The organism is Achromobacter sp. Marseille-Q0513 (assembly GCF_018195695.1).
GTDB lineage: Bacteria > Pseudomonadota > Gammaproteobacteria > Burkholderiales > Burkholderiaceae_B > Achromobacter.
Genome location: NZ_JAGTJY010000044.1, coordinates 1 through 25,547 on the forward strand (window position 1 = coordinate 1; position 25,547 = coordinate 25,547).

General features: G+C 70.1%; 24 protein-coding genes. 13 read left to right on the forward strand and 11 right to left on the reverse strand.

Annotation, left to right across the window (positions count from 1 at the left end; genetic code table 11):
- The first annotated feature begins 210 nt into the window (after positions 1-210).
- Together KDH83_RS11630 and KDH83_RS11635 are read left to right on the forward strand one after the other, a co-directional pair.
- Positions 211-1,101 (forward strand): helix-turn-helix transcriptional regulator, encoded by an 891-nt coding sequence (locus KDH83_RS11630; protein ID WP_212315735.1) that lies wholly within the window; start codon positions 211-213, stop codon positions 1,099-1,101.
- 83 nt (positions 1,102-1,184) lie between these two features.
- Entirely contained in the window at positions 1,185-2,078 is an 894-nt protein-coding gene (locus KDH83_RS11635; RefSeq protein WP_212315738.1) for a DMT family transporter, read from the forward strand.
- Between the two features lie 57 nt (positions 2,079-2,135).
- On the opposite strand, the gene KDH83_RS11640 is transcribed toward KDH83_RS11635, so the two are convergent.
- Positions 2,136-2,654 (reverse strand): hypothetical protein, encoded by a 519-nt coding sequence (locus KDH83_RS11640; protein ID WP_212315740.1) that lies wholly within the window; start codon positions 2,652-2,654, stop codon positions 2,136-2,138.
- Positions 2,655-2,681: 27 nt separating this feature from the next.
- Here KDH83_RS11640 and KDH83_RS11645 point away from each other — a divergent pair, with 27 nt between their 5' ends.
- Positions 2,682-3,275, forward strand: coding sequence for a PadR family transcriptional regulator (locus tag KDH83_RS11645; protein ID WP_349291620.1), 594 nt, complete (start codon positions 2,682-2,684; stop codon positions 3,273-3,275).
- A 27-nt stretch (positions 3,276-3,302) separates the two neighbouring features.
- Positions 3,303-4,118 (forward strand): siderophore-interacting protein, encoded by an 816-nt coding sequence (locus KDH83_RS11650; protein ID WP_212315744.1) that lies wholly within the window; start codon positions 3,303-3,305, stop codon positions 4,116-4,118.
- Positions 4,119-4,211: 93 nt separating this feature from the next.
- Here the strand turns inward: KDH83_RS11650 and KDH83_RS11655 are convergent, their stop codons facing one another.
- Positions 4,212-5,114, reverse strand: a complete 903-nt coding sequence (locus tag KDH83_RS11655) for a LysR family transcriptional regulator (RefSeq protein WP_212315746.1) — start codon at positions 5,112-5,114, stop codon at positions 4,212-4,214.
- A gap of 100 nt (positions 5,115-5,214) precedes the next feature.
- On the opposite strand from KDH83_RS11655, the gene KDH83_RS11660 reads away from it, so the two are divergent.
- Entirely contained in the window at positions 5,215-6,063 is an 849-nt protein-coding gene (locus tag KDH83_RS11660) for an isocitrate lyase/phosphoenolpyruvate mutase family protein (protein WP_212315748.1), read from the forward strand.
- 61 nt (positions 6,064-6,124) lie between these two features.
- On the opposite strand, the gene KDH83_RS11665 is transcribed toward KDH83_RS11660, so the two are convergent.
- The 4 genes from KDH83_RS11665 to KDH83_RS11680 all read right to left on the reverse strand — a co-directional run bounded on the left by KDH83_RS11665 (position 6,125) and on the right by KDH83_RS11680 (position 13,058).
- Positions 6,125-6,400 carry a type II toxin-antitoxin system RelE/ParE family toxin gene (locus KDH83_RS11665; protein ID WP_212315750.1) on the reverse strand — a complete coding sequence of 92 codons (276 nt, stop codon included), beginning with the start codon at positions 6,398-6,400 and terminating at the stop codon, positions 6,125-6,127.
- Positions 6,400-6,786 carry a ribbon-helix-helix domain-containing protein gene (locus KDH83_RS11670; protein ID WP_249205029.1) on the reverse strand — a complete coding sequence of 129 codons (387 nt, stop codon included), beginning with the start codon at positions 6,784-6,786 and terminating at the stop codon, positions 6,400-6,402. The genes KDH83_RS11665 and KDH83_RS11670 overlap by 1 nt, the downstream gene beginning before the upstream one ends.
- 84 nt (positions 6,787-6,870) lie before the next feature.
- Positions 6,871-9,774, reverse strand: a complete 2,904-nt coding sequence (locus tag KDH83_RS11675) for a WG repeat-containing protein (RefSeq protein ID WP_212315752.1) — start codon at positions 9,772-9,774, stop codon at positions 6,871-6,873.
- The gene (locus tag KDH83_RS11680; RefSeq protein WP_212315754.1) at positions 9,771-13,058 is read right to left on the reverse strand and encodes a WG repeat-containing protein; all 3,288 of its coding nucleotides are present in this window, start codon (positions 13,056-13,058) and stop codon (positions 9,771-9,773) included. Before KDH83_RS11680 ends, KDH83_RS11675 begins: the two co-directional genes overlap by 4 nt.
- Before the next feature lie 447 nt (positions 13,059-13,505).
- Between KDH83_RS11680 and KDH83_RS11685 the strand changes: the two genes are divergently transcribed.
- A complete protein-coding gene (locus KDH83_RS11685) occupies positions 13,506-14,699 on the forward strand; it encodes an MFS transporter (protein ID WP_212315796.1) in 1,194 nt (397 codons plus the stop codon).
- 42 nt (positions 14,700-14,741) lie between these two features.
- Here KDH83_RS11685 and KDH83_RS11690 read toward each other — a convergent pair whose 3' ends face one another.
- Genes KDH83_RS11690 through KDH83_RS11700 form a run of 3 tightly spaced genes read right to left on the reverse strand, consistent with a single transcriptional unit; the run spans position 14,742 to position 19,227 of the window.
- The gene (locus tag KDH83_RS11690) at positions 14,742-15,122 is read right to left on the reverse strand and encodes a cupin domain-containing protein (RefSeq protein WP_212315756.1); all 381 of its coding nucleotides are present in this window, start codon (positions 15,120-15,122) and stop codon (positions 14,742-14,744) included.
- A gap of 53 nt (positions 15,123-15,175) precedes the next feature.
- On the reverse strand, positions 15,176-17,470 hold the full coding sequence (locus KDH83_RS11695; protein WP_212315758.1) for a PBP1A family penicillin-binding protein: 2,295 nt from the start codon (positions 17,468-17,470) through the stop codon (positions 15,176-15,178).
- 35 nt (positions 17,471-17,505) lie between these two features.
- Positions 17,506-19,227: a penicillin-binding protein 2 gene (locus KDH83_RS11700; RefSeq protein WP_249205031.1), complete on the reverse strand. Its 1,722-nt coding sequence runs from the start codon at positions 19,225-19,227 to the stop codon at positions 17,506-17,508.
- A 145-nt stretch (positions 19,228-19,372) separates the two neighbouring features.
- On the opposite strand from KDH83_RS11700, the gene KDH83_RS11705 reads away from it, so the two are divergent.
- Entirely contained in the window at positions 19,373-20,332 is a 960-nt protein-coding gene (locus KDH83_RS11705; RefSeq protein ID WP_212315760.1) for a LysR family transcriptional regulator, read from the forward strand.
- 18 nt (positions 20,333-20,350) lie between these two features.
- Here the strand turns inward: KDH83_RS11705 and KDH83_RS11710 are convergent, their stop codons facing one another.
- On the reverse strand, positions 20,351-21,421 hold the full coding sequence (locus tag KDH83_RS11710) for an alpha/beta fold hydrolase (RefSeq protein ID WP_249205033.1): 1,071 nt from the start codon (positions 21,419-21,421) through the stop codon (positions 20,351-20,353).
- A gap of 256 nt (positions 21,422-21,677) precedes the next feature.
- Here KDH83_RS11710 and KDH83_RS11715 point away from each other — a divergent pair, with 256 nt between their 5' ends.
- Both KDH83_RS11715 and KDH83_RS11720 read left to right on the forward strand, forming a co-directional pair.
- Positions 21,678-21,917 carry a DUF3596 domain-containing protein gene (locus KDH83_RS11715; RefSeq protein WP_212315762.1) on the forward strand — a complete coding sequence of 80 codons (240 nt, stop codon included), beginning with the start codon at positions 21,678-21,680 and terminating at the stop codon, positions 21,915-21,917.
- Positions 21,914-22,462, forward strand: coding sequence for an ureidoglycolate lyase (locus KDH83_RS11720; protein ID WP_212315764.1), 549 nt, complete (start codon positions 21,914-21,916; stop codon positions 22,460-22,462). The genes KDH83_RS11715 and KDH83_RS11720 overlap by 4 nt, the downstream gene beginning before the upstream one ends.
- 22 nt (positions 22,463-22,484) lie before the next feature.
- Here the strand turns inward: KDH83_RS11720 and KDH83_RS11725 are convergent, their stop codons facing one another.
- Positions 22,485-23,177, reverse strand: coding sequence for a helix-turn-helix transcriptional regulator (locus KDH83_RS11725; RefSeq protein ID WP_212315766.1), 693 nt, complete (start codon positions 23,175-23,177; stop codon positions 22,485-22,487).
- A gap of 227 nt (positions 23,178-23,404) precedes the next feature.
- On the opposite strand from KDH83_RS11725, the gene KDH83_RS11730 reads away from it, so the two are divergent.
- The 4 genes from KDH83_RS11730 to KDH83_RS11745 all read left to right on the forward strand — a co-directional run bounded on the left by KDH83_RS11730 (position 23,405) and on the right by KDH83_RS11745 (position 25,540).
- Complete coding sequence (locus tag KDH83_RS11730) at positions 23,405-23,989, forward strand: hypothetical protein (RefSeq protein WP_249205034.1); 585 nt, start codon at positions 23,405-23,407, stop codon at positions 23,987-23,989.
- A 311-nt stretch (positions 23,990-24,300) separates the two neighbouring features.
- Positions 24,301-24,768, forward strand: a complete 468-nt coding sequence (locus KDH83_RS11735) for a phage tail tube protein (RefSeq protein ID WP_103271255.1) — start codon at positions 24,301-24,303, stop codon at positions 24,766-24,768.
- Positions 24,769-24,773: 5 nt separating this feature from the next.
- Positions 24,774-25,250, forward strand: a complete 477-nt coding sequence (locus tag KDH83_RS11740) for a phage tail assembly chaperone (RefSeq protein ID WP_103271254.1) — start codon at positions 24,774-24,776, stop codon at positions 25,248-25,250.
- Positions 25,250-25,540 (forward strand): DUF4035 domain-containing protein, encoded by a 291-nt coding sequence (locus tag KDH83_RS11745; protein ID WP_103271253.1) that lies wholly within the window; start codon positions 25,250-25,252, stop codon positions 25,538-25,540. The genes KDH83_RS11740 and KDH83_RS11745 overlap by 1 nt, the downstream gene beginning before the upstream one ends.
- Positions 25,541-25,547 lie beyond the last annotated feature (7 nt).

Below are 25,547 nucleotides of genomic sequence, written 5' to 3' on the forward strand. Positions count from 1 at the left end.
CAATGAAATCCAGAAGGAAACGGCGCTATTCTGTGAGCCTCTTCAGGCTTATACAATTTAGCTGTTTATGCTGTTACTACAGGCAATAGACTGGCTGCCCGCCGCTGTTCCCGCGCAAGCGCCCGGTGGCCCGTCGGCGGGATGGTCCGCGCCATTGCGCGCGTCCCTGCTGCACGGGCCCGAGCGGCGCGATCCTTGCTTCAGGCTCCCATGAACGACAGCACCACGATCACCGCTGCGGCCGCGCCGCGCCTGGCGCGCACCCGCGCCGACCTGTCCGAATTCCTGCGCCTGCGGCGCGAACGCCTGAGTCCCGCCGAACTCGGCCTGCCGGCCGGCGGGCGGCGGCGCACGCCAGGACTGCGGCGCGAGGAAGTGGCCGCGCTCGCTGGCGTGGGCCTGGCCTGGTACACCTGGTTCGAGCAGGGCCGCAACATCAGCGTGTCGGCCAGCTTCCTGGACAACCTGGCGCGGGTATTGAAGCTGGACGCGGCCGAGCGCCGCCACCTGTACCTGCTGGCGCACCAGCGTCCGCCGGCGGAGCCCGGCCGCACGCTGTGCACCGTGCCGCCGCAGCTGCGCCGGCTGATGGACGATCTGCCGGCCCGACCCGCCTACATCCTCAACCTGCGCTGGGACGTGGTGGCCTGGAATGCCGCGGCGGACAAGGTATTCCGCTATTCGGCGCAGGCGCCGGGCCGCCGCAACCTGCTGTGGATGCTGTTCGTCGATCCGCACATGCGCGAGGTCTTCGTGGACTGGCAGGCGCAGGCGCCGCGCATGCTGTCGAGCTTTCGCCGCAGCTTCGCCAGCGCCTCCGACGTGCCCGACATCGTCGAGCTGGTCGAGGAGCTGGAGCGCGTGTCGCCGGACTTCAAGGCCTGGTGGCGCGAGCACGATGTGCACGGTTCCTGCCTGGGCCTGCGCAGCCTGAACCTGGGCGCGCTGGGCGAGGTGGCGTTCGAGCACGCCACGCTGACCGTGGACGAGAACCGGCACCTGAGCCTGGTGGTGTACGCGCCGGCGCCCGACGATGCCAGGGCGGCCGAGGCCGCGAAATGGCTGGCGCGCCGGCCCGCCGCGCGTGGCTCCAGAGAATAGGCGCGGCGTGGCGCTACGGCGGCGGCGCGCCCGGCTCCTATAGTCTGGGCTTGTCCGCAACGCGCCGCGCGGCGCCGTAGAAAATGAGCAAGGATTCGCTTTCCCGGCGCCAGGCGCTGGCGCTGCTGGCCGTGGTGGTGCTGGCCTGGGGCTTCACCTGGGTCGTCAGCAAGCTGCTGTTGCAATACATGACGCCCTTGTGGGCGGTGGCCGCGCGCAGCGCCGTCGGCGCCGCGGCCTTGCTGTTATTGGGACTGGCGCTGCGCCGCGTGGCCTGGCCGGTGCGCGCCGACATCCCCGTGATCCTCAGCGTGGGCCTGTTGCACATGGGCGCGTTCGCCGCGCTGGTGAGCCTGGGATTGCAGCATGTGCCGGCCGGACGCTCGGTGGTGCTGGCCTACACCACGCCGCTCTGGGTCATCCCGGCCGCGCGGCTGTTCCTGGGCGAACCGATCGGACCGGGCCGCCGCGCCGGGCTGCTGCTGGGGCTGGCCGGCCTGGTCCTGATCTTCAATCCGCTGGCATTCGACTGGAGCGACCGCGCGGCCATCTTCGGCAATGCACTGGTGCTGCTCGCGGCGCTGTGCTGGGCCGCCAACATCGTCTATGTGCGCGCCCACCGCTGGGTGACGCCGCCGTTCGAACTGGCCTTCTGGCAGGCGCTGCTGGCGACCGTGATGTTGTCGGCGGTGGCCTGGGCGACGGAAGGCGCGCCGCGCGTGATCTGGGGCGCGGATCTGGCGTGGCTGCTCGGCTACGGCGGGGTGTTCGGCATCGCCGTGGCGTACTGGGCGGCGGTCAACGTCAATCGCTCCCTGCCGGCCGGCGTCACGTCCATCGGCCTGCTGGGCGTGCCCGTGTTCGGCCTGTTGTGCTCGGCGGCGGTGCTGGGCGAGTCCCTGGACGGCGCGCTGCTTGCCGGCATGGGGCTGATCGTGGGCGGCATCGCGCTGGGGGTGCGCGAACGCGGCGCTTGACGGCGGCAAAGACCGGGGTGTATCTTTCGATCTATATCTTTAGATATATCTAAAGACTTACAGAGAGAGGCCCCCATGCGCCATACCGAATTCTTTGCCGCCTTTGCGCGCGCCGCGCGACAGATGCGCCGCGACGCCCACGGCGGTCACCGCGGCGACCGCCGCGACCATGCCATGCACCACCGCGACGGCCGCCACGCCGAACAACACGGCCGTTACGTCGGCGCGTTCTGCGGTGACTGGAACGAGCATTCCCATCGCCACGGACACCACGGCCATGACGGCCACGGCTGCCATGCGTTCCACGGCCACCATGACGGTCACGGCCATCACTGCCATGCTGGTCACCACGACGGCCATGACCGTCACGCGCGTTACGGCCACCATGATGGCCACGGTCATCAAGGCCATCACGGTCATCACGAACACCATGGCCATCACGGCGACCATGAGCGTCACGCCCATCACGAAGGCCACGGCCATCACGAGCGTCGCGGCAGTCGTGAAGACCACGGCCGTCACGAACGTCGTGGTCGCCACGAAGACCACGACCACCACGGCATGCGTGGCCGTCACGCGCGCCATGCCAGCGGCGGCGGCTGGATGCCTGGCGGCCCCGGCGGTCGCGGCGGCGAAGCCGACGACGGTTTCGGCGGCGACGGCCGTGGCTGGACGCGCGGACGCCGCGTGTCGGCCGAGGACCTACAACTGATGCTGCTGGGCCTGCTGGAGCAGAATCCCAGCCACGGCTACGAGCTCATCAAGGCGCTGGGCACGCTGAGCAACGGCTTCTACACGCCCAGCCCCGGCATGGTGTATCCCGCGCTGACGTACCTGGAAGAGCTGGGTTATGCCACCGTGGAGCAGGACGGCGCCAAGAAGCGCTACAGCCTCGCCGAGCCGGGCCGCGCATACCTCGACGCCAACCGCGACCGTCTGTCGGTGCAGTTCAACAAGTTCAAGCACATCGCGCGCAAGATGGATTGGATGCGCCAGGCCTGGAGCGGCCAGCCGCCGGACCTGGGGCCCGAGGGCGAGGACCGCGCCACGGGCTGGGTGCCGGAGTTCGTGCAGGCCCGCAGCGCGCTCAAGCGCGCCCTGCTGGACAGCACCGACGCCAAGCCGGCCGAGCAGCGCCGCATCGCCGACATCCTGCGTCGCGCCACCGAAGCCATCACGGGCAAGTCCCGCGATTGATTCCCCGTTTTCCTATCCGGAGCATCCATGAGCCGTAGCGATCTATCCGTCGAGCGCGTGCGCCATCACCTGAAAATGCGCATGCTCATCGTGTCCCGCGTGGAGCGCGTGGCCGGGCTGATGGCCCGTGTCACCTTCACCGGGGTCGACCTGCAGGACTTCGTGTCGCCGTCCTTCGACGATCACGTCAAGCTGTTCTTTCCGTCCGATCCGTCGCAGCCCCTGGTCCTGCCCAGCGTCACGCCCGACGGCATCAAGTTTCCCGACGACGCGCCGCGCCCGCAGGCGCGCGACTACACGCCGCGCTATTTCGACGCGGCCCGCCAGGAACTGGTCATCGACTTCGTGATGCACGGCGACGGCCCCGCGTCGACCTGGGCCGAGCGCGCCGCGCCCGGTCAGGTGCTGGGCATCGGCGGCCCGCGCGGTTCCTTCGTGGTGCCGATGGGCTTCGACTGGCATGTGCTGATCGGCGACGAGACCGCCTTGCCCGCGATCTCCCGGCGTATCGAGGAATTGCCCGCGTCCGCGCAGGTCATCGCGCTGATCGAAGTGCCGGAAGCAGACAATGAAATCGCGCTGGACACGCGCGCGCGGGCCTCGGTGCGCTGGCTGCATCGCAACGGCGTGGCGGCCGGCTACAGCACCCTGCTGCTGGAAGCCGCGCGCGAGCTGAAGCTGCCGGAAGGCGAGGGCTATGTCTGGGTGGCGGCGGAGTCGGCCACCGCCAAGGCGCTGCGCGAGATCATGGTGGGCCAGCACGGCGTGGACAAGAGCCGCATCCGCGCGGCCAGCTACTGGAAGCGCGGCGTCGAGGCCGTGCACGAGTCGCACGACGACTGAGTCTCACTCATCCCGACAGTGGCCGGCGCCGTGGCGTCGGCGCAGCGGCCGCCCCGAGCGTCTGAACGCGGTGGCGGCTTTTTCAATCTCGCTTCAACGCGGTTGCACCGCCGCGCCGTCCCGTTCCCGCGCCAGCCGCAGCAGGTTGGCGGCGCGCCCGCCGGCGTCCTCGCGCAGGGCCAGTCCCAATACCGCGCGCGGCCAGTCCAGCGCGAAGGGACGGCAAGCCACGCCGTCCGGCCGCAGGTGGCGCAGCGACGCCGGCACGATGGCCACGCCCATGCCGGCGGCCACCAGGTTCACCGCCGACGACAGCTGCGGCGCGCGCTGGCCGATCAGGGGATTGAGACCGTGCTGGCGGCAGGCCGCCATGATGTCGGCGCTGAGCCCGTAGCCGGACTTGCGCGAATACAGGATGAAGCGTTCCTGCGCCAGGTCGGCAGGCGCCAGCCGCTTGCGCCGCGCCAGCGCATGGCCCAGCGGCAGCGCCACCATCAGCGGCTCTTCGTCCAGTTGGGCGAAGGCCAGGCCGCCGTCCAGCGCGAAGGGCGGCCGCACGAAGGCCGCGTCGATCGCGCCCTCGCGCAGCTGCGCGACCAGGGTTTCGCTGTCGCCCTGAGTCAGCGTCATTTCCACATCCGGGTAGCGCTGCCGGTACTGGCGGATCAGCTCGGTCACCACGGCATTGAACGAGGCGCTTTCGGTGAAGCCCAGCGTCAGCTCGCCCACCTCGCCGCGCGCCGCGCGCCGGGCGGTCTGCAGCGCCGCGTCGGCGCGTTGCAGGATGTCCTGGGCGCAGGCCAGGAAGGCGCGTCCGGCATCGTTCAGCCGCACGCCGCGGCCCTTGCGGTCGAACAGCGGCGTGCCGACCTCTGCTTCCAGCTGGCGGATCTGCTGCGACAGCGGCGGCTGCGCCATGCCCAGCTGCTCGGCGGCCTGTGTGAAGTGCTGGGCTTCGGCGGTGGCGACGAAATAGCGCAGATGCCGCAATTCCATATTGATACCTTTTAAGTTCTAGTTATCAATTTTCCATATATTGGACATTCTAGTTTGCGGCGGCGAAGATGAGCCATCGTTCATCTTCCAAGGATTCATCATGAAAGCCAGCACCCGCTTGCGCGAACTGCTGTCGCGCGGCATCGTCGCCGCCCCCGGCGCCTACGACGGCCTGTCCGCCCGCCTGGTGGAAGCCGCGGGCTTCGACGCGGTCTACGCCAGCGGCGGCGCCATCGCCCGCGCCGCCGGCTATCCCGACATCGGCCTGCTCAGCTTCAGCGAAGTGATGGACCGCGTCGAGAAGATCGTCGACGCCGGCGGCCTGCCGGTGGTGGCCGATGCCGACACCGGCTTTGGCGGCTCGGCCAACGTGGAGCGCACCGTGCGCGCGATGGAGCGCGCCGGCGTGGCCGCCTTCCACATCGAGGACCAGTCCTTTCCCAAGCGCTGCGGCCACCTGGACGACAAGAGCCTGATCGACGCCGGGGAAATGTGCCGCAAGATCCGCATCGCGCGCCAGACGCTGTCCGACGACGACGCGCTGGTCATCGCGCGCACCGACGCCATCGCGGTGGAAGGCTTCGATGCCGCCATCGCGCGCGCCGAACGCTATATCGAGGCCGGCGCCGACATGATCTTCGTCGAGGCGCCCGAGACGCTGGAGCAGATCCGCGCCATCGCGCAGCGCCTGCCGGGCCTGAAGCTCATCAACATGTTCTACGGCGGCAAGACGCCGCTGGTGCCGCTGCCCGACCTGGAAGCGATGGGTTACCACCTGTCCATCATCCCCTCGGACCTGCAGCGCGCCGCCATCCACGCCATGCAGGCGACGCTGGCCGAGATCCGCAAGCACGGCGACAGCAGCGCGCTGGCCGAGCGCTTGGCGAGCTTCAAGGAACGCGAGGAGATCGTGCAGACCCGGCGTTATCTGGAGCTGGATCGGGTGTAGGGCGGGGCGTGGTCGCGCCATCGCGGCCACGTAGGGAGCAGGGATTGCTCGGGAAGGAGCTTCAGCGATCTTCCCGGGTGTGCCACAGGCGCAGCACGTAGATGATCGAGTCCTGGATTTCGTAACGGATTTCGTACTCGCCGACCAGGATCCTCCGGACCTCTCTTGGTTCGAATTGGAAGAGCTGTTCGCCGATGCGCGGGTTGGTCAGCAAACTGGTTGGCGCCTTGGTCAGCGCTTGCACGACCCGTGAGGCGGCGGGCGGGTTTACGGAAGCCAGGAATTCATACAGGCGCGTCAGATCGGAAAGCGCCTTGCTGGTCCATTGCAGCGCCATCAGCGCGGCGCCGGCAGCGGTTGATCCGTACCCAGGCTTGCGGCCCATGCCTGCACGGCCTGGTGGTCGATGACGTGCCCGGCGTCCACGTCAGCCAGCGCTTCCTGGGTCAGCCGGTCGCGTTCTTCTTCCTGGGCGATCCAGGCGGAAAGCGCCTGCTTCATGATCCAGCCACGCGAGCGTTCAAGCCTCGCAGCCATCTGATCCACCTTGTCTGCCAGCGGTAGCGGGACGTGCGCGGTCAGCACTTTGGTTGCTGCTGTCATGTTGCACCTTCTGTTGGAGTGGGCTTCTGTCGCAGCGAAGAGGCGACAGATGATCTGAAAATAATCATAGTGATTAAATTTCAATCGATCAAACCACTTATCGGGGACGGTTTTGAGCATGACGCCTGAACGTCCAATCCCGTGAATCCCCATGTCGTGATGTCATGAAGCAACGGCGGCGAAAACATCCCCGCCGCCGTTGTCTTATTCCCCGGTCGGTTCGGCCGGGCAGCGCGGCGGCAATGTCAGCGGCCACAGGCGCTGGCCGCGCGCATTGCGCAGGGTGCGCATGCCGCACTCCATGCCGACCGAGGCCAGCATTTCACCGCGCGTGTCGATCAGCAGGGACGCCGCGTCGGTGGATGCCACCGCGCGCTGGTCCTGGAACGTGGATGCGCGCGCATACGTGGCGGGGATGGCCAGCTTGCCCTGGCCGTCGACGTAGCCGTAGTGCTGGTCCAACCGGGCCACCGCCAGGCCATCGCGGCGCTGCCACAGCTCGTCGTAGACCGGGCCGACGTGCTTGCCTTGCTCGTTGACCGCGCGCGCCTGGCCGTTGGCCAGCGATTTCACCGCGCGGCCTTCGGAATAGGCGCCGACCCGGCCCGGCACGGCGCTGAGCCTGGGCTTGCCCTCGGTGTCGAAGTAGTCCGTGACCTGGCCCACGTTGGCCACGTGGCGCAGCCGGATCAGCCAGTCCGAGCCGACGGGCCAGCGCCAGTCGCCGACCGGCAGCGTGGCCACGGTGTTGCCCTGCGTGTCGACCAGGCGGTCTTCCTGGCCTTCCTGGTGGCCCAGGCGCAGCGCGCGCGCCGGCGAGCCGTGGAAGGTGGAGCCGCCCAGGCGCTCGGGCGCGATTTGCCAGCTTCCCGTGTTGTCGACGTAGCCGAGCCGGTCGCTGCGCTGGATGCCCAGCCAGCCGCCCAGCGGCGTAACGTCGGCGTCGGAGATTTCCCGGATCGACGTCGTGTCGCGCGAGATCTGCCAAAGGCGCTGGTTGGTCCGGGCCATGTAGCCGCCGGACGCGTCCTGCGCCACCTCGAGATGCGAGGCAAAGGGCGTGAGCACGCGGCCGTCGCGCGATGCCAGCGCGGACGGGCGCAGATACTCTTCTTCCTGCGCGCCGGCCTGGCGCAGCTGCCACAAGCCGCCGACCTCCGGGCGCGCCTCGCGGTACTCGGGCGGCACGATCCACTTGCCCTGCGTGTCGATGATGCCGGCGCGGTTCTCGCCCAGCGCGGCCTCGGCGCGGCCGTCGCGGAACATGCCGATGCGCTGGAATGCCGGCGGCGAGACCTCCTTGCCGGCGATGAAGTCGTACAGGCCCCAGGGATCACCCTCGGCGGCGGTGTTCAGGAAGCGCACCAGGCCCGGGCCGGCTACTTCGGCCTCGAAGAAATCGGGCAGTTCGTACAGCTTGCCGGCGCGGTCCACGATGCGCGCGGCGCCCTGGGCATAGGCCAGTGCGTAGCCGTGGCGGAACTGGCCGATGTGTTGCTGCGGTGGCAGGTCCATGGGCTTGCCGCGCGCGTCGAGCAAGCGCATGCCGGTCTCGGTGCGGGCGACGAAGCGCATGTCCTGCGCGGCCGGCTTGTCGCCGTCCTCGTCGCCGCCGTACTCGTCCTCGGATTCGTCCAGCGAGGCCACCGATTCCCAGGACGGGTCGGTCACGATGGTGCCGTCGGCCAGCACCAGGCCGGCGCGCGCCTCCTCGCATTGGCAGTGGCCCTGCGTCAGCAGGGCCAGTGGCGCGTCCGGTCCGGCGTGGCGCAAGGCGCGCATGGGCTGCTCGCTCAGCGCGGCCAGCGCGGCGGCGTCCAGCGCCGGCTTGCCATCGGGATTGAACACGGCCAGCAGCTTGCCGTCGGCGTCGTGCAGCCACAGGCGGCCGTGGACTTCGTCGAAGCCATCGATCTGGCCGACGGCGGCGGGCAGGGCGGCGCCATCGATCCAGCCGCCGCCTGGCGTCAGCAGGCCGAGCGGCCGGCGCGCTTCGCTCAGGAACAGCGCATAGCCTTGCGTCTGGCGCGGCGTGGCCAGATCCTTGCCCAGCGTCACCGCCTCGGTCCTGCCCGGCACCCACAGCTTCGCGGTGTCGCCGCTCATGGACAGCAGCGCCTTGCCTATCGGTTCGATGCGGCGCGATTGGCGTTCGTCGATGTTGCCCAGGCGCTGGCCCTTCGCGTCCAGCAGCTCGTAGCTGCCGCGCCGCAGCTCGGCCAGCCAGAAGGCGCCCATTGGCGCCAGGCTGCGATAGCCCTTGCCTGCACCGATGGCCTCGCCCTTGGCGTCCAGCAGCACGACTTCCTCGCGTCCTTGGGCGACGGCCAGCGTCCAGTCGGACTGGACCGTGATTTCCTCGTAGCGCGGCTCGACCACCCATTCCCACTTGTCGTTCAAGAGGCCGTATTCGCCGCGCTCGGTGGCGGCGATCAGCAGGTCCTTGCCGTAGGCGCCGGTAATGCGCCGGCCCGGCTCGTCGTAGCGCCGGGTGCCGTCGGGCGCCTGGTACTCGGGGCGGTAGCGCACGATCAGCCGCGCGGGCAGGCCGTCCGACAACTGCGCGTTGTCCACGGACGCGTCGAGCGCGTCGCCGGTCGGCTTGCCCTGGCGGTCGATGATCTGGCGTTTGCCGTCCAGCGTGACGATCGCCAGTCCGGCCTCGACGAAATCGGAGACTTCGTCGAAGCGCGGCGCGATGGCCATGCGGCCGCGGGCGTCGATATAGCCCCACTTGCCTTGCCACTGCACGGCGGCCAGCCCGTGATGGAAATCGCCGACCTGGTCGAAGATCGGCTTGATCGCGAGGCGGCCCTGGCCGTCCAGGAAGCCCCAGGCATGTCCGCGCAGCGAGGTGTCGGTCGGCACGCGCTTGATCGAGCGCAGGGCGGAAGGCAGCAGCACGGCGGCGCGGCCTTCGGAAATGGAACGGATGCAACCGCTGACGGCGTCGCTCTCGCCATCGTAGAAGCCGCCCGTCGCCAGCGGGCTGGGCGCGTCGTAGGCGCAGGACGCGTGCCAGTACTGCTGCGCCTGGGCGGCCAGGGGCAGGCCCAGCGCGGCGACGGCGCAGGCCAGGCGGGTGAGGGGAATCAGGCGTAAGGTCATGACTGTCCGGCTTGGGCGGTTTCGGTGGCCGGCGCGTATTGCAGGCCGGCGGCGTCGGGGCAGGCGAGCGGCTTGGCCGGCCAGGTCACGCGCTGCTGCGCGTCCTGGATGACGACGGCGCCGCAGACCAGCGAGAACGAGGCGGCGGCCTGGCCGCGCGGGTCGATGTACATGAGCTGGCTGCCGCGCCGCGCCAGGGCGCGGCCTTCGCGGAAATCATCGGCCCAGGCGAACTCGGGCGCGATGGCGTAGCGGCCGGTGAGGTCGATGTAGCCGTACAGCTTGCCGCTGCGCTGCTCGCGCCGCGCCCGCGCCAGGCCGTCGCGCAACGGACCCAGCTTGTTGAAATACGGACCCACGACGCGCTTGCCTTCGGCATTGATGAAGCCCTGGCGGCCGTTGTCGCCTTCGTACACCACCACGCCTTCGCTGGCGGTGGACGCGTCCACGCTGTAGGTCTTGTTGAAGCGAGCGATCTCGCGGCCCTGCATGTCCACCATCAAGCTGCGCGAGCCGTCGCGGTCCTCGACCACCAGCCGCTGCATCGAGGCCAGCGGCGTGGCGTCGCCCAGCCTGGCCTGCACGATGGCGCCGTTCTGGTCCATCAGGCGATAGCCCTGCGGCGTGTTGACGCGCGCCAGGCCATCGGGCTGCACGAAGAAGGGATTGAATTCGCCGTTCTCGGCGGCGATCTTCATGTTGCCGCGCGCGTCGATGGCGCCCTTGCGGTCGTCATAGCCGACCGAGATCCAGTCGCCGAACTGGCGCTGGTTCTCGGGCTTGCCCTGGAACATGCGGACCGAGCCGCCGCGCGCGTCGAACAGCATGGTGCCGCCGTCGGCCAGTAGGCCCATCTGGCGTCCGCCCTCCAGCGCCTGGGGCTTGCCGCGCAGCAGCGGCGAGACCTTGCCGGAGGGCAGGTGGTGCAGCCGATAGAAGCTGTCGTAGGCATCGGACTGCCCGGCCGGCTTGGCTTCCTCGGTCAGCATGTAGCCCTGGCCCAGGTAGTCGAGCCGGTACGCGCCTGCGTAGTCGGGCTTGACCCGCCACTTGCCGTCGCGGCCGATCACGCCCCAGCGCTCGCCGGATTGCGCGCGGGCCCAGTCGCCCTCGAACTTCTCGATGCCGGCGAGCGCGGGCTTGAGCGCGGGCGCGTTCTTGCGGATGTCCCACAGGCCCCAGACGCGTTCATGGTCTTCGTCCAGCGCGTAGTACGTGATCAGGCCGCCGTCGAGGTACTCGCCATTGCGGCGGACGCCATCGGGCAGGGCGGTCTTGCGGCCCAGCGCGTCGAGCAGCACGGTCTGGTTGCGGCTGTTGGCATCAAAGGGCAGGGCCCAGGCGTAGCCGCCGTTGAACGTATCCAGCTCCTGGTACTTCGGCGGCACCGCCCAGCGGCCGGCGGCGTCGATCGCGCCGACCTTGTCGTCGCGCGTGTGCGTCACCAGCGGCAGGCTGGCGTCGTAGGTCGCGATGCGGCTCCATGAGGGATCGATCACGATCTTGCCGTCGGCGGTGAGGATGCCGTTGGGCTGCTCGTAGTCGCTGGGCGACAGCGTCGCCAGCGGCAGCAGCGCGGCCTCGCGCGCCGACAGCCGCTTGTCCGGCTGCACCGGCGTCACGCTGTAGTCGCGCAAGCGCGCCGCCAGCGTGGGGCTCAGCAGCGGCCGGCCGTCGGCTGCGTAGATCTGGATCAGGGTCTCCGGGCTATTGGCCGAGCCTATGGCTGCGTCGGCCGCGGCCGCGGCGGCGGCTGCCGCCGCTTCCGAGACTGCTGTTTCCGCGACGGCGGCATCCACGGCCTGGCCGGCTTCCTGCGCCGCGTCCACTGCCACGGGCGCGGCATCGGCGGCTTGCGCCTCGACCGGCATGGCGGTCGGCCCCGGCGCGGGCATGTTCGCGGCGGGCTTGGGCATGATGACCATGGGCGGCGGCGGGGCCGCGACGGCGGGAGGATCGGGCAGCCGATAGACCGCCGGCGGCGTCGGGGGCGCCGGGTCCGGCTCGCGCGCGGGGCGGGCCTGCGCCGCGTCGGCGGCCGCGCCCTGCTCGGCATTCCTGTCGTTGCGCTTGCGCGCCGTGCGCGGGGACGGCGGCTCGGCGAGCGAGGTGTTGGCGGCGGCCTGCGAGGCGTCGATGGCGGCGCGGGTGGCGTCCACCGCCTCGTCCATCGCCCCTTCGGCCGCCGCATCGGCGGCGCCGTCCGAGGTCCGGGCATAGACCCAGGCGCGGCCGTTCTGGATGTCCACGCGGCCTTGCGGCAGGGACAGGATGCTGAGCCGGCCGGCGGGATCGACCAGCAGGATCGCCTCGTCGTCACTCAGTACCGTCCAGCCCTCGCGCTTGTCCGGCCAGGCATAGTCCTGCTTGAAGCTGCGCATCGGTCGGAGGTCGGCGTCCAGCAGCATCGCCGGGGCGTTGTGTTCCCGCTTGATCAGCCATGCGCCGGGCGCCAGCAGCGCGACGCGGTCGCCATGGCGTTGCTTCGACAGCGCTCGGCCCTGTGGATCCACGAACTGCCAGCGCCCGTCGCGGCGCACGGCGATGACGTTGCCGTCGCGCAGCGGCGCCTCTTCGGAGCGCAGCGTTTCCGGCGTGACGGCCCAGCGGCCATTGGCGTCCAGCAGTCCCCACCAGCCGTTGTAGCGCGAGGCGCGCCGCTGGGCGGGGATCTGGCCCTGCGTCGGCTCGCCCAGCGCCATGACGTCGTCCGGCAGCGTCAGCGCGCGGCCGGTGGCGACGTTGAACAGGCGCGGCGGCTGCGGCACCTCGATCTCGGCCAGCGTCTGTCCGGGCCGGAAGCCCCAGCTGCGCGCGCCCAGCGGCAGCGTCTTGACGGTCCGGCCCTGGCGGTCGATGAGCACGTCGCGTTCGTCGATACGGACCAGCGCCGTGCCCTGGGCGTTGAAGCCGGTTGCTTCCGCATAGGCCGGGCGGATGGCCCAGGCGCCCTTGGCGTCGATATAGCCCCACAAGTCATCCTGGCGCACCGCGGCCAGACCGTTCTGGAACGGCGCGGCCTCCTGGAACGCGGGCGCGATCGCCATGCGGCCTTGCTTGTCGATATAGCCCCAGCGGCCGGCCTCATCTTCCTCGCTGCCGGTCATGACGGCGGCCAGCCCTTCGTGGAAGGGCTGCGCGCAGGGCGTGTAGGGATTGATCTCGTAGGTGCCGCGCTGGCATTCGCGCTGCCAGTCGGACATGGCGTGGGCGGGGCCGGCGGCGCCCAGGGCGGCCAGCGCGGCGGCCAGCGCCAGCGGACGGAAGAACGGCGCGCGCGTCATGCCGCCTCGCGCGCGGGGGAGGGCGCGCGCGTGCGCGCCGCCTGGGTGTTGCCTGGCCGGACCTGCCGCATGGTATGTCTGCCGGAAATAGTTGGGAAGCGGGCACTGTAACCAAGCGTGGCCGGCATCGCCGCGATAAATGTAACTATAGAAAACGATCCGTTAACAGGAGGACGTCATGGGCGCCGCGCATTCCGGCGAGCCGCGCGCGACTGCCCGCCAGTGCCAACCGCGCCGGGCGCGTGCCGATACGCACCGGCCGCCAGGGACTGGCATGCGCCGCGCGCATGCGGAACGTGAAAAATAATCGGTTGAGCGCGCGCCCGTGCGAGGCTGTAATGCCGTCATGCCCGCCAGCATGGGGGCCGACGCCATACGCCGGAGTCCGCCATGCCCCTTGCCGCCCCTTCCTCGCCCGCGCGCGCCGCGCCCGCCCTGTTGTGGGCCATGGTGCTGGCCGGCGGCGTCATCATGGGCTTGGCCCTGGGCGTGCGCCATGTGCAGGGGCTGTTCCTGCTGCCGGTCAGCATGGACCGGGGCTGGTCGCGCGAGACCTTCGCCATGGCCATGGCGCTGCAGAACCTGACCTGGGGCGTCGCCCAGCCTTTCACCGGCATGATCGCCGACCGCTACGGTTCGGCCAAGGTCATCGCCGCCGGGTTGGTTTTCTATGTGCTGGGCCTGGTCGGCATGACGCTCGCGGCCACGCCGGCGATGTTCGTGCTGTCGGCGGGGATCTGCGTCGGCATCGCCCTGTCCGGCACCGCCTTCGCCGTCATCTACGGCGCGCTGAGCCGGCTGGTCGCGCCCGAGCGGCGCAGCTGGGCATTGGCCGTGGCCGGCGCGGTCGGCGGACTGGGGCAGTTCACGCTGGTGCCGGCGGCGCAGTGGCTGATCAGCGGCGCGGGCTGGACGCGGGCGCTGTCGGTGTTCGCCGTGGCGCTGGCCGTGGCCCTGCCGCTGGCGCTGATCCTGCGGGAAGCGCGGCGCCCCGCGTCCGGCGCCGGCCCGTCGGAGCGTGACCAGCCGTTGGGACAGGCGATCCGCGAAGCCTTCGCGCAGCGCGGCTTCTGGCTGCTGAACCTGGGTTTCCTGGCCTGCGGCTTCCAGCTGGCCTTCATCGGCACGCACCTGCCCGCCTACCTGGCTGATCGCGGCCTGCGCGCGGCCGATGGCGTGGCGGCGCTGGCCATCATCGCGTTGGCCAACATCGCCGGCACCTATGTCTGCGGCATCCTGGGCGCGCGGCATCGCCGCAAGCACCTGCTGGCCTATATCTACCTGATCCGCGCCGGCGCGATGGCGCTGTTCTTCCTGCTGCCGCTGTCGGTGTGGTCGGTCTACGCGTTCTCGGCCGTCATGGGCTTCATCTGGCTGGGCACGGTGCCGTTGACCAATGGCCTGATCTCGCAGGTGTTCGGCGTGCGCTACATCACCACGTTGTTCGGCTTCGTGTTCTTCGGCCACCAGCTGGGCTCGTTCCTGGGCGTGTGGCTGGGCGGGCTGGTGTACGAGGCCACGCACTCCTACGACCTGATCTGGCTGGGCGCGATCGCGCTGGGACTGCTGGCCGCCATGCTGCACTGGCCTATCGACGACCGCGAACTGCCGCGCCCGCGTGCGGCGCCGGCGCGCGCCTGACGGCCGGCCTCGGCGTCCGCGCGGAGGAACGGCGCCGGGCCGCTATAGCGGCCGGTGCTGCGTGCCCGCGCCCATCGTGATGTGCAGCATGCGACAGGGGGCGGCCGCCTTGGCCGTGTGCCAGACGCCCTTGGGCACGACATAGGCCTGGTCGGCGCGCAGCACCACGGACTGGATGCCGGTGGGCCATTCCAGCTGCAGCTCGGTCTCGCCGGCGATCACGCGCAGCAGCTCGTCGGCTTCGGGGTGCATTTCCCACTGCTTCCAGTCCGAGGCGAATTCATATTCCGACACCAGCCAGCCTCGGCCGTAGGCGTCGAGCTGGTCCGGCGACTGCGACCAGAAGGCATTGCCGCCCTGCGTCGTGATGGAGGCGCCGTCGGTGTTGAGCAGCACGTAGTGCTTCGTAAGATCGGTGGCCATGGCATGCGCTCCTGCGCGGGGTGACGTTGCGGCCATGGTACGGCCATTCCGTGTCAGCGGAAAAGCTGCTGGAACCAGTCCTCGTCCGGCCCCCCGGCCGCGTCGTCCGTTGGCTCGGCCGGCACGTCGACCCGGTCGATGAAGCCGTGGCCGGGCAGATGGTCCACGCTGTAGGGCACGCCGCCCAGCACGGCGATGTCGGCCGGTGCCTGCAGCGGCCGCTCGCGCACGCCGGCCAGCGCCTCGCGCATGAAGTCGATCCAGACCGGCAGCGCGTTGCGCGAGCCATATTCCAGCCGGCCCAGCGAGCGCGGGATGTCGCGGCCGAACCAGACCACCGTGGCCAGCTCGTCCTGATAACCGGCGAACCAGCCGTCGCGGTAATCGTTGGTGGTGCCGGTCTTGCCGGCGAGGTCGCGCCGCTTGAGCGCGTTGGTGGCCGAGCCGGTGCCGCGCTGCGCGGCGTTGCGCAGCAGATAGGTGACCAGGTAGGCGTTGGCCGCCGAGATGGCGCGCGGCGCGCCCTCGCCGGCCACGTCAGGCCTGGCCCGGAAGGTCTCGGCCCCGGTGGCGTCGACGATGCGGCTGATGAGGTACGGCTTGACCTTGTAGCCGCCGTTGGCGAACACCGCGTAGGCGCCGGCCAGCTGCAGCGGCGTGACCTCGCCGGCGCCCAGCGCCATCGGCAGGTTGGACGGAATCCGGCGCGGATCGAAATCGAAGGCCTCGGTCACGTATTGCCGCGCGTAGGCCACGCCGACATGCTGCAGCACGCGGATCGCCACATAGTTCTTGGACCGCGCCACGCCTTCCAGCAGCGGGATCGGCCCCAGCGCCACGCCGTTGCCCTTGGGTTTCCAGACGCCCTTGCGCGAGGGCAGCTCGACCGGCGCGTCGTTCACCAGCGTGGACGGCCCCATGCCGCGCGCCAGCGCGGCGGAATAGACGAAAGGCTTGAAGGCCGAGCCGGCCTGCCGCCAGGTCTGCGTGGCGCGGTTCAGATGGTCCGCGCCATTGCCGCCGACCATGGCGCGGATCGCGCCGTCGCGCGGCGCCACGGCGGCCAGCGCCGCCTGCGCCTCGGCGGGCGCGGTGATCTCCAGGCCCTGGCCGCCGGCGCGCAGCCGCAGCACGGCGCCGGGCCGGATGCCCGCGCGCGCCACGCTGCGCGCCGCGCTGGCCGTGCGCGCATAGGCCAGGCCCGGCTTGCCGATGCGTTCGGTCGTGCCGTCGGCGCGCATCACCGTCACCGCGTCCTCGGCGGCGGTCAGCACCAGCGCGGCCTCGGCGCCGGGCAGGACGGGCCGTTCGCGCAGCAGCCGCGCGATCGCCTTGGCGTCCGGCGCCGCGTCGGCCAGGCCCAGCGCCGCTGGATCGCCCTGGGCCTCGGGGCCGGAATAGGGATGGCGATGCGTGTGCGCGTCCAGGCCACGGCGCACGGCGGCCTCGGCGGCGCGCTGCTCGGCCAGGTCGATCGTGGTCCAGACGCGCAGGCCGCTTTCATAGATGGCGTCGCCCTGCTGCTCGTGCAGCAGGCGGCGGACCTGCTCGGCCACCGAAGCGCCGGCGCCGTCGCGCGGCGCCGGCGCCGGCGGGCGGTAGTCGGGCGCGCGCAATGCCTCCTGGTACTCGTCCTCGCTGACATAGCCCAGCGCGCGCATGCGGTCCAGGATGTAGCGTTGGCGGACCCTGGCCCGGCGCGGATCGCTGATGGGATTGAAGCTGGAAGGCGCCTTGGGCAGGCCGGCCAGCATCGCCGACTGGCTCAGCGTGAGTTCGTGCGCGTCCACGCCGAAGTAGGCGCGCGCCGCCGCGCCGAAGCCGTAGGCGCGCTGGCCCAGGTAGATCTGGTTCATGTAGAGCTGCAGGATCTGGTCCTTGTCCAGCGTCTGCTCGATCTTCAGGGCCAGCAGGATCTCCGTCAGCTTGCGCGCATAGGTCTTGGCGCTGGACAGGTAGAAGTTGCGCGCCAGCTGCATGGTGATGGTGCTGGCGCCCTGGGCGCGGCTGTCGTCGGCCAGGTTGACCAGCGCGGCGCGCGCCACGCCCACCAGGTCCACGCCGTTGTGCTCGTAGAAGCGCGCGTCCTCGGCCGCCAGCAGGGCCAGCTTGAGCGTGCGCGGGAATTCGTCGATGGACAGCGGGATGCGGCGCTCCAGGCCGTATTCCGCGATCTGCGTGCCGTCGGCCGCGTAGATCCGCAGCGGCTCCTTGGGCTGGTAGCCGGACAGCGCGTCCACCTCCGGCAGCGACGGGTACAGCACGGTGGCCACGTAGTACAGGCCCGCGCCGGCGACGACGAGGGCGGCCACCAGGGCCGCGACCAGCAGGGTAAGAAAGGTCTTCATCCAGGCGTTTCGGAAACAGCGTGAGGCGGCGGGCGTCAGATGCCGGCGCCGCGGCGGTCGGGCGGCGTGGCCAGGATGCGCAGCGCGCCGCGCAGGATCTCGGCGAACACGGGCCCGGCCGCCGGGCCGCCGTAGTACGAGCCACGAGTGGGTTCGTCGATCATCACGGCCACCACCAGCTTCGGGTCGGAAACCGGCGCCAGGCCGACGAAGGTGGCGCGGTACTTGCCGGCCGCGTAACCGTTGCCTTCCTGCTTGCGCGCGGTGCCGGTCTTGGCGCCGACGCGATAGCCGTCCAGCATCGCGATGCGCGCGGTGCCGCCGGGCGAGGCGGACGCTTCCAGCATCAGCCGCAGCGTGCGCGCGACCTCGGGCGACATCACGCGCACCGCGGGCGCCGGCGCGCGGCCGGCGTACAGCGTCAGCGGCGGACGCAGGCCATCGTTGCCGAAGGCCGCGTAGGCCTGGGCCAGCTGCGCCAGCGACACCGACAGGCCATAGCCATAGGCCATGGTGGCCTGCTCGATCGGCTTCCAGCGCTGCGCCGGACGCAATCGGCCCGGCGCCACGCCGGGGTAGTCCCGCAACGGTTTCTCGCCCAGTCCGAACAGCCGGAAGTTCTGCCACATTTCTTCCGCGCTGAGCCGCTGCGCGATGCGGACCATGCCGATGTTGCTGGACTTGGCCACCACCTGGCCCAGGTCCAGCGTGCCGAAGTCGCGCGTGTCGCGGATGCGCGCGCCGTGGATCTCCAGCACGCCCGGCGCCGTGTCGAAGCGCGTGTCCGGCGCGACCCGGCCGCGCTCCAGCGCCAGCGCCACCGTCAGGGGTTTGATGGTCGAACCCGGCTCGAAGGTGTCGGTCACGGCGCGGTTGCGCATGCCGTCGGCGCGCTGTCCGCCGGGATGGCCCGGGTCGGCGCTGGGCAGGTTGGCCAGCGCCAGGATCTCGCCGGTGCGCGTGTCCACCACGATGGCGCTGGCCGCGCGCGCGGCCGAACGCTCCATCGCGGCGCCCAGGGCCTGCATGGCCACGCGCTGGATGCGCATGTCGATGGACAGCGTCACGTCGCGGCCCGGTTGCGGCGCGGCCAGCGTGCCCAGCTGTTCCACCACGCGCCCGAGCCGGTCGACGATCACGCGGCGGCGGCCGGCGCTGCCGCGCAGTTCCGCCTCGTTGGCCAGTTCGATGCCTTCCAGCCCTTCGCCGTCGATATTGGTCAGGCCGATCACATTGGCGATATCGCTGCCCTCCGGGAAGGAGCGGCGCGTGGTCTCGGTGAGGTTCAGGCCGGGGATGCGCTCGCTGTGCAGCGCCAACGCCGTGTCGCGCGCCACCTGGCGCTTCAGGTACAGGAAGCGCCTGTCGCCGTGGCCGCGCGCGGCCACCTCGTCCGGCGGCATGTCCAGCGCGACGGCCACCTGGCGCAACTGCGCGGGCGTGGCCGTGGCGAATTCCTGCGGCACCACCCAGACGTCGGCCATCGGTTCGCTGATCGCCAGGATCGCGCCGTTGCGGTCCAGCACCCGCGCCCGCGCGGGCGTGCTTTCCACGGTGCGCTCAAAGCGCAGCCGGCCCTGGTAGGCATAGAACTCGCGGTCCACCACCTGCACCCAGAGCGCTCTTGCGGCCAGCGCGCCGAAGCCCGCCAGCACCAGCAGCAGCACCAGTCGCGCGCGCCAGGGCGGCAGCGTCCGCGCGCGGGCGATCGCGGGGCGGTGATACGAAATCGCAGGGTCGCGCATCCATTCCGGCATGAAACCGCCGTGTCCTCTTTTGCAACAGCATTGCTAATGAACGGACGGACCGCGTACGCGGCCGCTTCCGTAGCCGCGGCTCATTCTGGGACATAATGGTTTACCCTACAAACGCGATTTTCTAATTCGATCCTTAGAATTTTTAATGTCACCGATGATCGATTCCCTGTCGCTCAACGCGCTGCGCTGCTTCGAGGTGTCCGCGCGATTGCTGAGCTTCACCAAGGCGGCGCGCGCGCTGCACCTGACGCAGAGCGCGGTCAGCCAGCAGATCCGCACGCTGGAAACGCAGCTGGGCTATGCGCTGTTCCTGCGCGGCCACCGCAGCCTGTCGTTGACCGCCGAAGGCCAGGCGCTGCTGGACAGCGCCAGCCGCGCCTTCCTGGACATCGAACGCACGCTGGCGCGCTTGAGCGCGCGCCGGCGCCAGCTGCAGGTGGCCTGCTGCCCGTCCTTCGCGCTGCAATGGCTGGTGCCCAGGCTGGATGCCTTCCGCAAGGCCGAACCCGGCATCGAGGTGAAGATCTGGGCCGAATTCCCTGTGCTCGCCGGCTCCGGCGCAAGCGCGGTCGATGCCGACGTGGAGATCAGCTATCCGCGCACGCCGGACCCGGCCGACATCGAGCTCATGCCCGAATACCTGGGCCTGGCCGGCAGTCCCGCGTATCTGGAGCGGCATCCCGGCATCGCGGCGCGGGCCTCGCTGGACGGCGTGGTGCTGCTGCACGACAGCCTGGCCTGGCATGGCGGCTCGGAACACGCGGAATGGGAGTACTGGGCGGGCGCGTTGCAGCCGGCGTGGCTGGCGCAGGGCGCGCATGCGCAGTTCAACTTGGTCAGCATGGCCATCGGCGCCGCCATGAGCGGGCAGGGCGTGGCGGTGGGACGGCGTTCGCTGATGATGGACGAGCTGGCCGCCGGCACGCTCAAGCTGGCCGTGCCGGAGCTGCTGCGCTCGCCCGCCAGCCATTGCGTGCGGTTGAACAACGCCTCGGACCCGCGCGCGCATGCCTTCGTGCGCTGGCTGACGCAGGCCTGCGCGGCGTTCTCGGAAGCCGCCGGCCGCGACCTGCGCAAGCTGGGCGCGGTCCACGTCGAGGCCTGAGCGGCCCGCGCATCGCGTTCAATGGTCGGCGGCCGCCTGCTTGATCCAGTTCGCGATGTCGCGCACGGCGGGCTGCACGTAGGCCGCGCGGCCCAGCAGCATGAAGCGCAGCTTTTTCCAGAGCGTCCAGTCGCTGACGATCTGGTCGTTGAATTGCGGCGCGCGCAGCAGCACGTGGCCGGCGTCGGGCACCAGCATGACGCGCTTGTCCGGTGCGCCGGCGAACAGCAGGCGATAGCGCTCGGCGTTCACGGCCGCGTCCACGTTGGGGTCCATCTCGCCCCACACGGCCAGCACCGGGCCGTGCATTTTCGGGATCCAGCCGGACGCGTCCGACAGATAGTTGCGTTGCACGTAGCGGGCGCGCGCCGGGTTCATGTCGGGCCGCGCCGCCAGCACGTCCGCCAGCGGGCGCGGTTCGCCGAACAGCGCATCGTTGCTGGTCCGCTCGGAGGCCAGGCGGCGCGCGATCTCGTCGTCCGCGACGCCCTGGGCCTGCAGCCGCTTGCGCGTGTAGTAGGCGCCCTGGTCACGCCAGTTCACCGCGCCGCCGATGATGACGGTGAAGGCGGGTTGCGCGCGGCTGGCGACGATGGGCAGCACCCAGCCCGCTTGCGAGAAGCCCAGGAAGCCGACCCTGGCGGCATCCACGCCGGGTTCGGAGCGCACGCGCAGGTAGGCGGCCATGGCCTCGGCGGCGCGGTCCTGCATGGATTGGTCCAGCCAGTTGCCGGCGCTGCGGCCCACGCCGGGCTTGTCCCAGGTGAATACGCCGATGCCCTGGTCCAGCAGCTGGTTGATGAAGGGCAGGTAGCCGTCGTCGGAGTAGCGGTCCTGCGGGCCGTCGCCGTGCACGAACAAGGCCACTGGCGGCGCGGCCACGTCGCGCGGCAGGATCAGCGTGCCGGACAGCCGGTCCGGCCCGGCATGGAAGGTGAGCGTGCGCGTTGTCGCCGATTCCAGCGAGAAGTCGCGCAGGCCGCTGAAGCACAGCAGCGCGGTGATGGCGGCGCTCAGGACGAGTACGGCGGCGATGAGGATCCGCGCGCGCCGGCGCAGCGGGAACAATGTCGGTGGGATGGTGGGCAAGACAGGCCTGTCGTGGTCGGTATGCGCGGTTTTATTATTAGATCGATTGATCTAATTATTATTCATGGCGCTCGCGGGCCTGTCAAATCGCGCATGTGTGGGCGTGTGGCGGATGCCAGGGCCGACGTGCCATGGCGGTCGCGGCAGGGTTACAGTAGGGGCCTCGCGGACGGGCCGTCGCCCGCTGCGCCATCATGAACAGCCATGGCCGCCGCGTCGCCTGACGCGGCGATGCCGTGGCGCACGGGGGATCAGCATGAATCGCGGATTCGAAGGCGTCAGGCCGGCGTCCGAATCATCCATCGAGATCAGCTTCGAGTTCGAAGGCCGGCGCTGCGTCGAGCGCATCCGCGCCAAGCCCACCGCCGCCAACCTGAAGCGCGCCGCCGAGCGCAGGAGCGCCATCCAGGCAGCCATCGCGCGCGGCGATTTCGATTACGACACCGAGTTTCCCAAGCGCGGCGCTGCCGGCAAGCCCACTCAAGATCCAGCATGACCAGCGATACCTTCATACCCCTGCAGGACCTGACGCCCGACACTTTCCACGCCTATGGCTGGATGCTGGGCAAACCCATGCCGGACGGCAACGGCGTGCCGCTGTACACCAACTCCGCCACGGATTTCTGGCAGGAACACGTGTTCAACACGGGGGGCGGCGGCGACGCCGAGCTCTTGTGGGTCAACTATCGCAGCCGCGACGCCGACATCGCCAGCCTGGAAAAGCATCTGCTGACCCAGCAGGCCATCGTGCCGCTGACCGGCGCGGTGGTGCAGGTGGTGGCGCAGAGCGCGCAGGACGGCAGCCCGGACCTGGCCACGCTGGCGGCCTTTCGCGTGCCGCAGGGACAGGGCGTCTGCATGCGCGCCGGTTGCTGGCACGCGACGCGCGTGGCCGGCGGCGAAGTGGCCTGCCTGATGCTCACGCGCCGCTCGACCACGCTGGACCTGATCCAGCACCTGAGCACGGACGCATCGATCACGGAAAGCGCCATCGCGGCGATACCGGCGCGTCGTCTGACCGGCCTGGAACGCCCGGACTGAGCCGCCCGGCGGGGCGACGGCCCTAGAAGTCGTCGCTGCGCCAGACCTTCAGCACGCGGCCGAAGATCTGCAGGTCCATGCCTTCGGTGATGTCCCAGGCGTCGTACTTGGGGTTTTCCGACTTCGCGCGGATCAGCAGGCCGCGCGCGCTGGGAATGCGCTGCAGGCGCTTGATGAACCCCTCGTTGCCGACGCGGAAGAAGAACACGCCGTCGATGTCGGCCCTTTCCACGCCCAGGTCCACCAGCAGCGGATCGCCCGGATTGAACATGGGCCGCATGCTGTCGCCGAAACCCGTCACCACGCAGAGCTTGTTGGCCGCCGTGTAGTGGCGCACGTTCCTGTGCAGCCATTCCTGGCTGACGCGCAGGCTCTGGATCACGCCCGGCTGGTCGCGCAGTTCCACGCCCGCGCCCATGGCGCCGCCGGTGTCGAAGCGCGGGATACGCAGGTCATCGTCGTCCGTGGGCGACTGGTGCGGCGAGTCCAGCACCAGCGAGCCGGATCCCGAGCCGGCGTCGGCCGATTCGTCCAGCAACTGCTCCAGCGTCAGGCCCAGCCCGGCGGCCAGCCGCGAGGCGTACTTCGAGCGTTCGCTGTCGCGGCCTTCGAGCGCGGCGATGGTGCCGACGCCCACGCCGGTGCGCGCTTCGAGTTGTTCGAGGGTGAGGCCGAGCGCGCTGCGGTAGCGCCTGATTTGTTTTCCGAGTGCCATGGGGTGGGACGCTAACAGTTGTGGAAAATTGTGCAACAACAAGTGTTGAAATCAAGATTATACATTTGTAGAATTGCTGCATGAACCACACGAAATATGTACGTCTTTCAGATGGAAGCATTGGTAGCGTTTTGCTACTGAAACCCGGCTGTCCGCCGCTGGGCGCCCTGGCGCGCGCCCGGGCCGGCGCGGCGTCGGCAAGGCCGGCGGCGGAGCCGGGCAAGGCAATGGATCACATGGACAAGGAGCGGCAGATGGAACAGGCAAGGCAGGCGGTATTGCGGGTGTCGCAGGGCTGGGTCGCGCCGGCGCGGCGCGAGGTGGCGGTCACGCCCAAGGCGGCGGCGCCGCGCGCGGTCATCAGGCTGGCGCCGCGCACGGCGCCCACGGAAGCCGATCAGGCCGAAGCCCTGATCATGGACTGGTATCACTGGACGCGCGGCTATCGTCCCAAGCTGGGCGTGGGCCGCATCGCCGCCTTCGCGCGCGGCATGGTGCCGGACGACGCCTATGTCGACAGCGAAGACGTGGATGCGCGCCTGAACGCCGCGCGTTGCCAGCAGGTCGACCTGTGCATCGACGAGCTGCCCTGGCAGCAGCGCGCCGCCATCGGCGTGCATGCCGGCAACAAGGCCGCCGGCGCGGCCGTGTTCCGCAATCCGCGCCTGTCGCCGCAAGCGCAGCATGCCGCCTACCTGGACGCGCGCGCCGCCCTGCTGCCGGCCCTGCGCCGGCGCGCGCTGCTGGCCGCCGGCCAGGTGCGACACGCCGATCGCCAAAGCGCTTGTGAGGGCCGGGCGGCCGCTGCATAATTACTTCCGTCGGGGCAAGTTGCGCCCGGCCGAAACAGAACCCGCGGAACTGCACCGACAAGCAGGCCGCGGGTTTTTTGTTGTCGGCCGAGACGCGGCACTCCGACAGGTTTTGCTGGAGGCTCCCGGGCGCATGCCCCGGAGCCTCTTTTTCTTCACAGAACCGTTCCGGCCGCGGCGTTCGCTACTTGCGGGACGCAAGCGCATCGCCATGCGCGCGGCCCGGCGGTTCCTTCCTTCATGGATGAGCGGCAGGGTCCGCAAGTCCGTTTCGCCCGCCATTTCCGGCGGGTTTTTTTTTGGAGTCAGTAATGGCTGGTACTACCGTTTCGCAATTCGTTCAGACCCAGGGCACGCAGCTGGAAGTGTCCACCACGAGCACCAACGACCTGGCCGCCACCGGCCTGACCTACGCCGACCTGGCCATCACCATCAAGGACCCGAACTTCCAGGGCGGCCAGACCACCGAGATCGACGTTACCGTGCTCAAGTCCGCCGCCAAGGAATACGCGCTGGGCCTGGACGACAGCGGCACCTTCAGCATGGCCGGCAACTGGAAGGCCGGCGACGCCGCCCAGAAGGTGCTGGTCGCGGCCCGCAGCGACAAGAAGAGCCGCGCCTTCCGCGTGACCTTCGCCGACGGCTCGAAGTTCGAGTTCCTGGGCCTGGTCACGCAATACCAGTGGCAAGGCCAGCTGGACAACGTCGTGTCCGCCACGTTCAACGTGCGCGTCACCGGCGCCGTCAAGATGACCGACGCCCCGGCCAACGGAGGCTGAGCGCCATGACGGACACGTCGATCAAGGCCCGCGCCAAGGCGCCGGCCAGCTTGCGCGACCGGGTCACCGATCCGCTGGCGGGCTTTCGCTCGGAAGCGCTGAACGTTCCCGAGTGGGACGGCGCCAGCGTGATCGTGCGCGCGCCCAGTCCCAGCGATCACCTGTTCCACATCCGCGCCATCTGGGCCGCCGCGGGCGTCACGCCCGGCGAGGCCGATGACAGCGTGCGCGCCAAGCTGGACGCGCCGGGCGTGGACTACACCCGCGCCTCGGCCAGCCTGCTGGTGCGCACGCTGTACGAGCAGACCGAGGCCGGCCCGCGCCGCGTCTTCGGCGACGCCGACGTGGATGCGGTGGCCGCGGCCTTCGGCCCGGCGCACCTGATGCTGGCGGCCAAGGCGATCGAGCTGGGCAACCTCGGGGAGGGAGCCGACGCGCACGCAAAAAAGCCTTCCAGGAAACGCCAGACCTCCGTTTCCTGATGATCCTGGCCCTTCGGCTGGGCCGCACCCTGGGCGAGTTGATGGACGCCATCGACACCCATGAGCTGTCCCTGTGGCGGGAGTTCAACCGCCAGTCGCCGCTGGGCGACGAGCGCGCCGACCTGCTGGCCGCAAGCCTCGCCGCCGTGGTGGCGCAGGCGGCGGGCGCCAAGGTCCGCGTCACGGACATGCTGGTGCGCTGGGACGCCGACGATGCGCAGCCGTCCGCCGAGGCGGGCGCCGACGCGTTGAAGGCGTTCCTGCTGTCGAAGGTCAACAAGGGGTCTTGATGACGTG

Coding starts and splice junctions, on each gene's coding strand:
- KDH83_RS11630 (WP_212315735.1), top strand. CDS start 211: ATGAACGACAGCACCACGATCACCGCTGCGGCCGCGCCGCGCCTGGCG.
- KDH83_RS11635 (WP_212315738.1), top strand. CDS start 1,185: ATGAGCAAGGATTCGCTTTCCCGGCGCCAGGCGCTGGCGCTGCTGGCC.
- KDH83_RS11645 (WP_349291620.1), top strand. CDS start 2,682: ATGCCTGGCGGCCCCGGCGGTCGCGGCGGCGAAGCCGACGACGGTTTC.
- KDH83_RS11650 (WP_212315744.1), top strand. CDS start 3,303: ATGAGCCGTAGCGATCTATCCGTCGAGCGCGTGCGCCATCACCTGAAA.
- KDH83_RS11655 (WP_212315746.1), bottom strand. CDS start 5,114: ATGGAATTGCGGCATCTGCGCTATTTCGTCGCCACCGCCGAAGCCCAG.
- KDH83_RS11660 (WP_212315748.1), top strand. CDS start 5,215: ATGAAAGCCAGCACCCGCTTGCGCGAACTGCTGTCGCGCGGCATCGTC.
- KDH83_RS11665 (WP_212315750.1), bottom strand. CDS start 6,400: ATGGCGCTGCAATGGACCAGCAAGGCGCTTTCCGATCTGACGCGCCTG.
- KDH83_RS11670 (WP_249205029.1), bottom strand. CDS start 6,786: ATGCTCAAAACCGTCCCCGATAAGTGGTTTGATCGATTGAAATTTAAT.
- KDH83_RS11675 (WP_212315752.1), bottom strand. CDS start 9,774: ATGACCTTACGCCTGATTCCCCTCACCCGCCTGGCCTGCGCCGTCGCC.
- KDH83_RS11680 (WP_212315754.1), bottom strand. CDS start 13,058: ATGACGCGCGCGCCGTTCTTCCGTCCGCTGGCGCTGGCCGCCGCGCTG.
- KDH83_RS11685 (WP_212315796.1), top strand. CDS start 13,506: ATGGTGCTGGCCGGCGGCGTCATCATGGGCTTGGCCCTGGGCGTGCGC.
- KDH83_RS11690 (WP_212315756.1), bottom strand. CDS start 15,122: ATGGCCACCGATCTTACGAAGCACTACGTGCTGCTCAACACCGACGGC.
- KDH83_RS11695 (WP_212315758.1), bottom strand. CDS start 17,470: ATGAAGACCTTTCTTACCCTGCTGGTCGCGGCCCTGGTGGCCGCCCTC.
- KDH83_RS11700 (WP_249205031.1), bottom strand. CDS start 19,227: ATGCCGGAATGGATGCGCGACCCTGCGATTTCGTATCACCGCCCCGCG.
- KDH83_RS11705 (WP_212315760.1), top strand. CDS start 19,373: ATGTCACCGATGATCGATTCCCTGTCGCTCAACGCGCTGCGCTGCTTC.
- KDH83_RS11715 (WP_212315762.1), top strand. CDS start 21,678: ATGAATCGCGGATTCGAAGGCGTCAGGCCGGCGTCCGAATCATCCATC.
- KDH83_RS11720 (WP_212315764.1), top strand. CDS start 21,914: ATGACCAGCGATACCTTCATACCCCTGCAGGACCTGACGCCCGACACT.
- KDH83_RS11725 (WP_212315766.1), bottom strand. CDS start 23,177: ATGGCACTCGGAAAACAAATCAGGCGCTACCGCAGCGCGCTCGGCCTC.
- KDH83_RS11730 (WP_249205034.1), top strand. CDS start 23,405: ATGGATCACATGGACAAGGAGCGGCAGATGGAACAGGCAAGGCAGGCG.
- KDH83_RS11735 (WP_103271255.1), top strand. CDS start 24,301: ATGGCTGGTACTACCGTTTCGCAATTCGTTCAGACCCAGGGCACGCAG.
- KDH83_RS11740 (WP_103271254.1), top strand. CDS start 24,774: ATGACGGACACGTCGATCAAGGCCCGCGCCAAGGCGCCGGCCAGCTTG.
- KDH83_RS11745 (WP_103271253.1), top strand. CDS start 25,250: ATGATCCTGGCCCTTCGGCTGGGCCGCACCCTGGGCGAGTTGATGGAC.